The organism is Stappia sp. (assembly GCF_048261845.1).
In the GTDB taxonomy this organism is placed as follows: domain Bacteria; phylum Pseudomonadota; class Alphaproteobacteria; order Rhizobiales; family Stappiaceae; genus Stappia.
In genome coordinates, this window is record NZ_JBLXFR010000105.1 from 1 (window position 1) to 7,905 (window position 7,905).

The following is a 7,905-nucleotide window of genomic DNA, read 5'->3' on the forward strand; positions in this document are numbered from 1 at the left end:
TGCGGAACAGGTTGGCCGCGCCCAGCACCATCAGCACGGTGATCGGCACGAAGACGAAATAGAGCTGTGAGTAGTCCGTCAGCGGCGTGCCGAGGAAGGTGGCCGGCGTCAGCGTCAGTCCGCTGTTGCCGTTGGTCACGCTCTCCCAGTTGACGAAGACGAAATGCAGGATGAACGAGGCGGCGATGGTGGCGATGGCCAGATAGAGGCCCTTGACCCTGAGGCTCGGAAGGCCGACCAGGAGACCGACCGCCGCCGCAACGAAGCCGCCGGCAAGAAGGTTGAGCAGGAAGGGTGTGCCCAGGTTGAGCTGCATCCAGCCGACCGTGTAGGCGCCGACCGCCATGAAGGCCGCCTGGCCGAGGCTGACGAGGCCGGTATAGCCGGTCAGGATGTTGAGCCCGGTGGCGCTCGCCACGTTGATGGCGACGAGGCAGGCGAGATAGAGCCAGTAATTGTCGAGCAGGAAGGGTGCGGCGCAAAGGCTGAGCGCGAAGAGCGCCATCCACAGGCGCTGCGGCCGTGTCGTCAGCAGCGCCTCGTCGGCCCGGTAGCTGTGTTTGGCGGTTCCGATCTGCATGTCAAAGACGCTCGATTTCGGTCGTGCCGAACAGTCCGTAGGGACGGATCATCAGCGCGACGAGGAGAAGGCCGAAAGTGGTGACGAGCTTGAATTCGCCGCCCAGGTAGGTGCCGGCCCAGGCTTCGATCAGGCCGATGACCAGCCCGCCGACAAGGGCGCCGGCGACGGAATCGAGCCCGCCGACGATGACGACGACCAGCGCCGACAATCCGAACACGCCCATGGCCGGCGAGATGCCGCCGATGGAGCCGAGCAGCACCCCGGCGCCGGCTGCCGTGCCGCAGCCGATCACCCAGGCGAGCGAGAAGACGCCCGGCACGTTGATGCCGCAGGAATAGGCGGCTGCCTGGTCGGTGGCCGTGGCGCGCAGGGCAACGCCGCCGCGCCAGAAGCGGAAGAGGGCGAGGAAGACGGCGATGACGATGGCCGCGACGACGAAGGCAATGGCGATCTTGCGGGACACATAGGCCTCGCCGATGAAGACCGGTGCCGTGCCCATGAAGGCCGGCAGGGCGCGCGGGTCGGTGCCCCAGACCAGTTCCACCAGTCCGACCAGCACCGAACCGAGACCGATCGTCACCATGAAGACGGAGATCGGATTCTCGCCCAGCATCGGGCGGATCAACCCGCGCTCGACCACGGCGCCGATCGCTCCGCCGCCGGCGACCGCGAGCGGGATCGCCGCCCATGCCGGCAGGCCGAGCCCGGCGGCGAAGGCGAAGAACAGGTAGCCGCCGAGCATCAGCATCTCGCCGACGGCAAGGTTGATGACGCGTGTCGCCTTGTAGATCAGCACGAAGGCGAGCGCGGTGAGCGCCAGCAGCGCGCCGGAGCCAAGGCCGGCCAGCGTCACCTCGATGAAGAACAGGAGATCGCTCATGCCACTTCCTCCCGGTTGCGGCCGGCATCCGGCCCTTCGCCCTTCAGCCGCGCCATCAGGGCGGCCGGATCGCCGCTGCCCAGATAGGCTTCGGTGACATGGGGATCGGCCTGCACCTCGTGCGGCAATCCGCTGGCGATGACCTGGCCGAAATTCAGCACGACCACATGGTCGGAGATGTCCATCACCATGCCCATGTCGTGCTCGACCATCAGGATGGTCGTGCCCCATTCCTCCTTCACGTCGAGGATGAAGCGGGCCATGTCCTCCGTCTCCTCGCGGTTCATGCCGGCGACCGGCTCGTCGAGAAGCAGGATGCGGGGGCGCATGGCGAGCGCGCGGGCAAGCTCGACGCGCTTCTGCAAGCCGTAGGAGAGGGCGGCGACCGGCATGTTGCGGATGTGGTTGATCTCGAGGAAGTCGATGATGCGCTCCTCGACCTCGGCCCGCAGCTGCATTTCCTCGCGCTGGGCCGGCCCCCAATAGGCAAGGGCCTGCAGCAGGTTGGTCTTCATGTGGGCGTGACGGCCGAGCTTGATGTTGTCGAGCACGGTCATGCCGCGGAACAGCGCGATGTTCTGGAAGGTGCGGGCGAAGCCGAGGGCGGCGCGCCCGGGCGGATGCATGCGCGTGACGTCGCGGCCGTCGAAGCGAACAGAGCCCTGCTGCGGGTGGTAGAAGCCGGAAATGCAGTTGAACATCGACGTCTTGCCGGCTCCGTTCGGGCCGATCAGGGCCGTGATCGAACCCGGCTCGGCCGCGAAGGAGACGTTGCTCAATGCCTTGAGGCCGCCAAAGGCAAGCGACAGGCCCTCGACCTCGAGACGCGCCGCGCCGGTGGCGCCGGTTTCGCCTTTGCCCGTCATCCGCGATCCTTCCGGATGCGGGCGAGCGCAATGATGCCGGTCGCTACCGACCGGTCGTTGAGAACGTCCGACATGTTCCTCCCCGATACTGTCTTCGGCCCGCCTCCACGGGCCTTGCGGTCAAGTCCTCACGAGTACTGCCTGGCCGTGGACAGGCGCTCGAATATTCGTTCCACCGGTTCGTCGATGTCGCGCCCGGCGCGCTCGAAGCCCTTCCGCCAGTCGACAAGGTGACGCCGTGTCCAGACCCGCGCCGTCTCCTTGTCGCGCGAGGCGACCGCGTCGATCATGTGGCGGTGCGCGGTGACCATGCGCCCGGCACCTTGCGGCACCCGGCGGCAGATCAGTTCCGATGTCGGAAAGAACAGCAGGGCTGCCGGTTCGCGCGCCAGCTCCAGGACCCGGTTGCCCGAGGCGCGGGCGAGCAGCGCGTGGAAATTCGTGTCGATCTCGGCCAGCCGCACCGGATCGTCGACGGCGGCCTCCGCCTGCTTCTGGTTCGCTTCCAGTGCGGCAAGGTCGTCGGCGTCGGCGTTGTCCACCGCAGCCTCGATGACGCCGATCTCGAGGATCATCGAGGCGTTGAACAATTCGCGGAAGGTCACCTGGTGCAGCACCAGGGCGCGGCTCATGCGGTCGGAGAGCTTGCGATAGTGCGGAAGGCAGACATAGAGCTTGCGGCCCGCCTCGCGCTGGACCAGTCCGCCCTGTTCGAGCAGGCGGATGCCTTCGCGCACGGTCGAGCGGTTGACGCCGAACTGGCGCACCAGTTCCGCCTCGGTGCCGATCTCGTCGCCCGGGCGCAGCCTGCCGGCCATGATTTCCCGTTCGATGGCCTCCGCCACCATCTGGTAGGCGGACGGCACCTTGATCTTCTCGAACCGGCCGCTCTCCGCCACCGACATCTGAAAGCCTCCTCCCGGGCGGTCCGCCAGCGCCTCATGAGGTGTGCGCCGTGTCAGTTCGTCCCTTTGTCGGACAAAGCTTGCACACGGACAAAGCGACCGTCAAGCGGGCTTTTCTTGCTGCATTGCACCACAAAATGCCGGGAATGACGGACACGGAAAGCTGTCGTAGGGGAATTGACGGTTTGTCGGACAAAGTTGGTTCGAGCCGTGCCGAAAGAAAAATCCGGACGGGTCGCGCCTGTGGCGATTTCCGGCCGTCGGCGAGCCGTATCGCCTATCCTTGCCGCGAAGCGGGAGAGCGGACGAATGGCGCAAGGTAACGGAGCGGTTGCAATCAGGGCGGCGCGGGAGGCGGATATTCCGTCGATGTCCGGGCTTTTGCTGGCGGATGCGGGCAGGCGCTGTGCGGACAATCCCGACCTGTGGGGTTTGGCCGGCGATGCGGAGGCCCGGGTCCGCGCGGCGCTCATGGCCGCCATGTCAGGTGAGGGGCGCGGACCCCGGCATGCATGGCTGGTTGCCGAGGTCGGCGACAAGCTGGTCGGAACGGTCCATTCCCTGGTGCTGCCGGTGCCTCCCATCTATGCCGGAAACCTGGGCGATCCCGGCCTCCTGATGCCGGAATGCTTCGTGACGAGCGCGGCACCCGAGGGCACCATGCAGGCGCTGGTGGAGGCGGCGGAGGCGGACCTTGTCGCTGCGGGGGTGCGTTTGCATCTCGCCTCCGGCGTCGGCGCGGAGCAATGCGCGATGCTCATCCAGGCAGGCTATCGGCCAATCACGCTTTACCTCGCGAAAAGCCGCTTGCGGGCCGGATCGGATTCAGAGGCGGTGCGCCCGGCCGGTGTGCGTGCCGCCGATGCTGGCGACATTGCCGGGATCGTCGCCCGCAGTGCCGAGCACAGGCGCGTGATCGCCGCGCTCAACGCGCGTTTCTGGGCTCCCCATCAGGAGGCCGACACCCGGTTCGCTGCCTGGATGCTGCGCAGCCTCACCCTTGAGGACCGGGACATGCTGGTCGCGGGACAGGCGGATGATCCCGACGGATACGCGATTGCCCAGCCGGCGTCGCATCTGCATTTCCCGCCTGCCCATGACATTGCCGAAACCGGGATTCTGGATGATTTCTTCCATCGCGACTTCGCTGGACCGGCAAGGCTGTCGCATGGCGGGGTGGGGGCGGGTGCCTTGTTGCGGGCGGCGGAAGCCGTGTTCGTCAGGCGCGGGATCGACGCGGCGGTGGTGATCTGCCCGGCCGCATGGTCCTCCAAGATCGAGACCCTGGAGGCAGCCGGTTACCGGACCGCGATCACCTGGATGATCAAGTAGCGGAGCGCTGCGGGCTCGCGGCCGCTGTCTTCCGCCCTACGGCCGGCTTGACATTTCCGCTTTCACGTAACATGTAAAGTTCCATGAAAAGAGACAGCCGACTGTCCGGCGTGCTCCATGTGCTTTTGCACATGGCCGAGCATGACGGTCCCGTGACCTCCGAGGTGCTGGCAAGGGCCATGTGCACCAACCCGGTCGTGATCCGCCGGATCATGGCGGGTCTGCGCGAGCGCGGTTACGTGCGTTCCGAGAAGGGGCATCGTGGTGGCTGGCGCATCGCCCGCGATCTTTCCGGCATCACCCTGCGCGATGTCTATGACGCGCTCGGCCAGCCGTCGCTTTTCGCCATGGGCAATCGCAACGAGGCGCCCGGCTGCCTCGTCGAGCAGGCGGTCAACGCGGCGCTCGACAGTGCCTTCGAGGAGGCGGAGGCGTTGCTGCTTGCCCGCCTCGGCGAGGTGACGCTTGCCGCCCTCAGCGCCGATTTTCACGCAGGGCTTGTCGCGCGCCAGGATGCGCAGGACACGGAGATCGACATTGAAAACGTCCACTGAAGACAGCAACAGCCGGTTCCTCAAGGCGTTCCAGGACCCGCAGGCGGTTGCGCAATATGTCGAGGGGCCGCGCCGCTATGTGCCGGGCCTTGCCGACATGCACCGCATGACCGGGATCCTGTTGGCGGAAGAGGCGCCGGAGGATGCGAGGGTCCTGGTGCTGGGAGCAGGGGGCGGCCTGGAATTGAAGGCGCTTTCGGATGCCCATCCTGGCTGGCGTTTCGTCGGCGTCGATCCGGCCGGGCCGATGCTGGACCTTGCGCGGGAAGTGCTCGGGCCCTCCATGGCGCGGGTCGACCTCGTTCAGGGCTATATCGACGATGCGCCGGAGGGTCCGTTCGACGCGGCCGTCTGCCTGCTCACCCTGCATTTCCTTGCGCCCGACGAGCGGCGGCGCACGGCGGGCGAGATCCATCGCCGATTGAAGCCGGGCGCACCTTTCGTGGCTGCCCATTGCAGCTTTCCTCAGGGAGCGAGCGAACGCGGGACATGGCTGTCGCGCTATGCCGCCTTCGCGCTCGCCTCCGGGGCGGATCCGGAGCAGGTGAGCGGGGCGAAGGCGGCGATCGAGGCGAGCGATATCGCCCTCGATCCGCATCACGACGAGGACCTGCTGCGCGAGGCGGGTTTTGCGGATGCGAGCCTCTTCTACGCCGCCTTCACCTGGCGCGGCTGGGCGGCGCATGCGTGAACGAGGGTGTCGGAAGGACTGGCGCCGGTTTAGTCCGCGATGATCTCGAAGACGCCCGGATGGACCACGATCGGCTCGGGAAAGCCCTTGCCCAGCACCTTCATGCCGTCGGCGTTCAGCCCTTCTGCGTTGCCGTAGCCCTCGTTGACGACCGCGTCATAGGCCGCCTGCGATTCCCACACGACGATGTTGATGAAGTTGATGCGTCCCCGGGCGGTCGAGGCGCGGTAGAAGGTGGAGGAGACGAAGCCGGCCTTGCCGCGGAAATAGTCGACATAGGCGTTGCGCACGAGAATGGCGGTGTCCTCCATGCCGTCGGGAACCTCGATGCAGTTGATGGCGCTGATCTGGGGCATGGTCTCTCCTGGTGTCCGGAGGCGAGGCCAGGTTGGCCTGGTTCCACCGCTTACACGGGCAGGGCGCGGCTGTCACCACTCCTGCAGGCGGACGCGGCAAGGGGAACAAGCTCCGTGCCCGGCCGCACAGGCGACCCCGTTTTCGCTATGGTTTCAGCTCTATGGCCGTTGTTTCCTTGCCGGTCCGGATCACGAACATCGAGTAGAAGCGCGCAACATTGGTGTTGTCACGAAAGAGCCGCTCGCACAGCGCGTCGAACTCGTCCATGCCCGAGAGCCGCAGCATCAGCACCACGTCTGTCTCGCCGCTGACGGCATAGGCCTGCGTCACCGCCGGTTCGTTTTCCGCGAGTTGGAGAAAGCGCCGGATCTGTTGTTCGCCATGGCGATCCAGCTCGACCGTGATCACGGCCTTCAGCCCCTTGCCGGCGCGCGAGGGGTCGAGGATCGCGACGGTCCGGTCGATTACGCCGTCTGCCTTCAGCCTGCGGATGCGGCGCAGGCAGCTCGATGGCGACAAGCCGACCTCCTCGGCAAGATCGGCATTGGTGCGCGCGGCATCCACCTGCAGCAGGTTGAGCAGTTTTCTGTCGATGCGATCCATCCAGGGGCCGTCCATGCGTTCATGTGCTGGTACAAGTTTGCAATAAAATTGCATTCGCCTGCAAATTTTGACCAAAAATGCCGCTGCTTCTGAGCTATCCCTGTTCGCAAATGCGATGGAGTAACTCGGATGTCAGTGACTGCGTTGCTGGTTCAAAGAACCCGCGAAACCATTGGAATTTATTGGGAATTGGTGCGCATCATCGTGCCGGTCATGGTGGTGACGGAGCTGTTGGCCCAGTTCGGCGTGATCCGTGCGGTGTCGCCGCATTTCGCGCCGCTGATGCAGCTTTTTGGCCTGCCGCCGGAGCTGGCGCTTGCCTGGCTGACGGGTCTGCTCGTCGGCATCTGGGGCGCCCTCGTGATTCTGTTCGCGCTGGTGCCGGTCTCGGAACTGACGGTTGCCGACATGACCGTCTTCTCGACCCTGCTTCTTTTCGCCCACGCGCTGCCGATCGAACAGAGGATCATCCAGAAGGCGGGGCCGGGATTCTGGATCACCACCGTGCTGCGCGTCGTCGGCGGGCTTGCCTGCGCGGCCTTGCTGCATGCGCTGTTCTCGCTGACCGGGTGGCTGGCGCAACCGCTTTCGCCGACCTGGATGCCGATGGAAGAGACAACGGGCTGGGCCGGCTTCGCGCTTGGCATGGGCAAGACCCTGGCGGTCATGCTGGTCATCCTGCTCGGCCTGAGCTGGCTGATGGAGATCCTGCGGATCACCGGCATTCTCGACCTGTTGAACCGGGCCCTGGTGCCGCTTTTTCGCCTTGCGGGCATCGAGGCGCAGGCTGTTCCCTTCGCCGCGGTCGGGCTCTTGCTCGGCATCTCCTATGGCGGCGGCCTCCTGATCCGCGAGGCGCGGGCCGCGCGGGTCGATCCGCGCCAGGTGTTCCTTGCCTGCGCCTTCATGGGCTTTGCCCACAGCCTGATCGAGGACACGCTGATCGTCGTGGCGATGGGCGCCGATTTCGTCAGCGTCTTCTTCGGTCGCCTTGCCTTCGCGGTGGTGGCCACCGCGCTGCTCGCCCGTGTCGTCGGGCTGGTCCCGGACCGGGTCCTGTTCACCGCGCCTCGCGGATCAGGAGGCCGCCGCCATAGGAGATGCCGAGCAAGAGCCCGACCCCGGCGAAGGGGA

General features: G+C 66.1%; 10 protein-coding genes. 4 read left to right on the forward strand and 6 right to left on the reverse strand.

Features of this window, described 5'->3' with window-relative positions:
- From ACN0T5_RS20940 to ACN0T5_RS20955, 4 genes are all read right to left on the reverse strand, one after another.
- Positions 1-580: branched-chain amino acid ABC transporter permease (locus ACN0T5_RS20940; protein WP_417770546.1), on the reverse strand; the 580-nt coding region annotated here is incomplete at its 3' end.
- Position 581: 1 nt separating this feature from the next.
- A complete protein-coding gene (locus ACN0T5_RS20945; RefSeq protein WP_417770547.1) occupies positions 582-1,463 on the reverse strand; it encodes a branched-chain amino acid ABC transporter permease in 882 nt (293 codons plus the stop codon).
- The gene (locus ACN0T5_RS20950; protein WP_417770548.1) at positions 1,460-2,329 is read right to left on the reverse strand and encodes an ABC transporter ATP-binding protein; all 870 of its coding nucleotides are present in this window, start codon (positions 2,327-2,329) and stop codon (positions 1,460-1,462) included. Before ACN0T5_RS20950 ends, ACN0T5_RS20945 begins: the two co-directional genes overlap by 4 nt.
- 128 nt (positions 2,330-2,457) lie before the next feature.
- On the reverse strand, positions 2,458-3,234 hold the full coding sequence (locus ACN0T5_RS20955; RefSeq protein ID WP_417770549.1) for a FadR/GntR family transcriptional regulator: 777 nt from the start codon (positions 3,232-3,234) through the stop codon (positions 2,458-2,460).
- A 309-nt stretch (positions 3,235-3,543) separates the two neighbouring features.
- Here ACN0T5_RS20955 and ACN0T5_RS20960 point away from each other — a divergent pair, with 309 nt between their 5' ends.
- The 3 genes from ACN0T5_RS20960 to ACN0T5_RS20970 all read left to right on the forward strand — a co-directional run bounded on the left by ACN0T5_RS20960 (position 3,544) and on the right by ACN0T5_RS20970 (position 5,811).
- Positions 3,544-4,566, forward strand: a complete 1,023-nt coding sequence (locus tag ACN0T5_RS20960) for a hypothetical protein (RefSeq protein ID WP_417770550.1) — start codon at positions 3,544-3,546, stop codon at positions 4,564-4,566.
- A gap of 83 nt (positions 4,567-4,649) precedes the next feature.
- Positions 4,650-5,120, forward strand: coding sequence for an RrF2 family transcriptional regulator (locus ACN0T5_RS20965; RefSeq protein WP_417770551.1), 471 nt, complete (start codon positions 4,650-4,652; stop codon positions 5,118-5,120).
- The gene (locus ACN0T5_RS20970) at positions 5,104-5,811 is read left to right on the forward strand and encodes a class I SAM-dependent methyltransferase (protein ID WP_417770552.1); all 708 of its coding nucleotides are present in this window, start codon (positions 5,104-5,106) and stop codon (positions 5,809-5,811) included. Before ACN0T5_RS20965 ends, ACN0T5_RS20970 begins: the two co-directional genes overlap by 17 nt.
- Positions 5,812-5,840: 29 nt before the next feature.
- Here ACN0T5_RS20970 and ACN0T5_RS20975 read toward each other — a convergent pair whose 3' ends face one another.
- Both ACN0T5_RS20975 and ACN0T5_RS20980 read right to left on the reverse strand, forming a co-directional pair.
- Positions 5,841-6,167, reverse strand: coding sequence for an antibiotic biosynthesis monooxygenase family protein (locus tag ACN0T5_RS20975; protein ID WP_417770553.1), 327 nt, complete (start codon positions 6,165-6,167; stop codon positions 5,841-5,843).
- A 145-nt stretch (positions 6,168-6,312) separates the two neighbouring features.
- The gene (locus ACN0T5_RS20980; RefSeq protein WP_417770554.1) at positions 6,313-6,771 is read right to left on the reverse strand and encodes an Lrp/AsnC family transcriptional regulator; all 459 of its coding nucleotides are present in this window, start codon (positions 6,769-6,771) and stop codon (positions 6,313-6,315) included.
- Between the two features lie 129 nt (positions 6,772-6,900).
- Between ACN0T5_RS20980 and ACN0T5_RS20985 the strand changes: the two genes are divergently transcribed.
- Positions 6,901-7,905, forward strand: a 1,005-nt coding sequence (locus ACN0T5_RS20985) for a nucleoside recognition domain-containing protein (RefSeq protein ID WP_417770555.1), incomplete at its 3' end; no start/stop codon positions are given.

What these genes read in the sequence shown, in the direction of transcription:
- ACN0T5_RS20950 (WP_417770548.1), bottom strand. Translation starts at nt 2,329, where the DNA reads ATGACGGGCAAAGGCGAAACCGGCGCCACCGGCGCGGCGCGTCTCGAG.
- ACN0T5_RS20980 (WP_417770554.1), bottom strand. Translation starts at nt 6,771, where the DNA reads ATGGATCGCATCGACAGAAAACTGCTCAACCTGCTGCAGGTGGATGCC.
- ACN0T5_RS20975 (WP_417770553.1), bottom strand. Translation starts at nt 6,167, where the DNA reads ATGCCCCAGATCAGCGCCATCAACTGCATCGAGGTTCCCGACGGCATG.
- ACN0T5_RS20965 (WP_417770551.1), top strand. Translation starts at nt 4,650, where the DNA reads ATGAAAAGAGACAGCCGACTGTCCGGCGTGCTCCATGTGCTTTTGCAC.
- ACN0T5_RS20945 (WP_417770547.1), bottom strand. Translation starts at nt 1,463, where the DNA reads ATGAGCGATCTCCTGTTCTTCATCGAGGTGACGCTGGCCGGCCTTGGC.
- ACN0T5_RS20960 (WP_417770550.1), top strand. Translation starts at nt 3,544, where the DNA reads ATGGCGCAAGGTAACGGAGCGGTTGCAATCAGGGCGGCGCGGGAGGCG.
- ACN0T5_RS20955 (WP_417770549.1), bottom strand. Translation starts at nt 3,234, where the DNA reads ATGTCGGTGGCGGAGAGCGGCCGGTTCGAGAAGATCAAGGTGCCGTCC.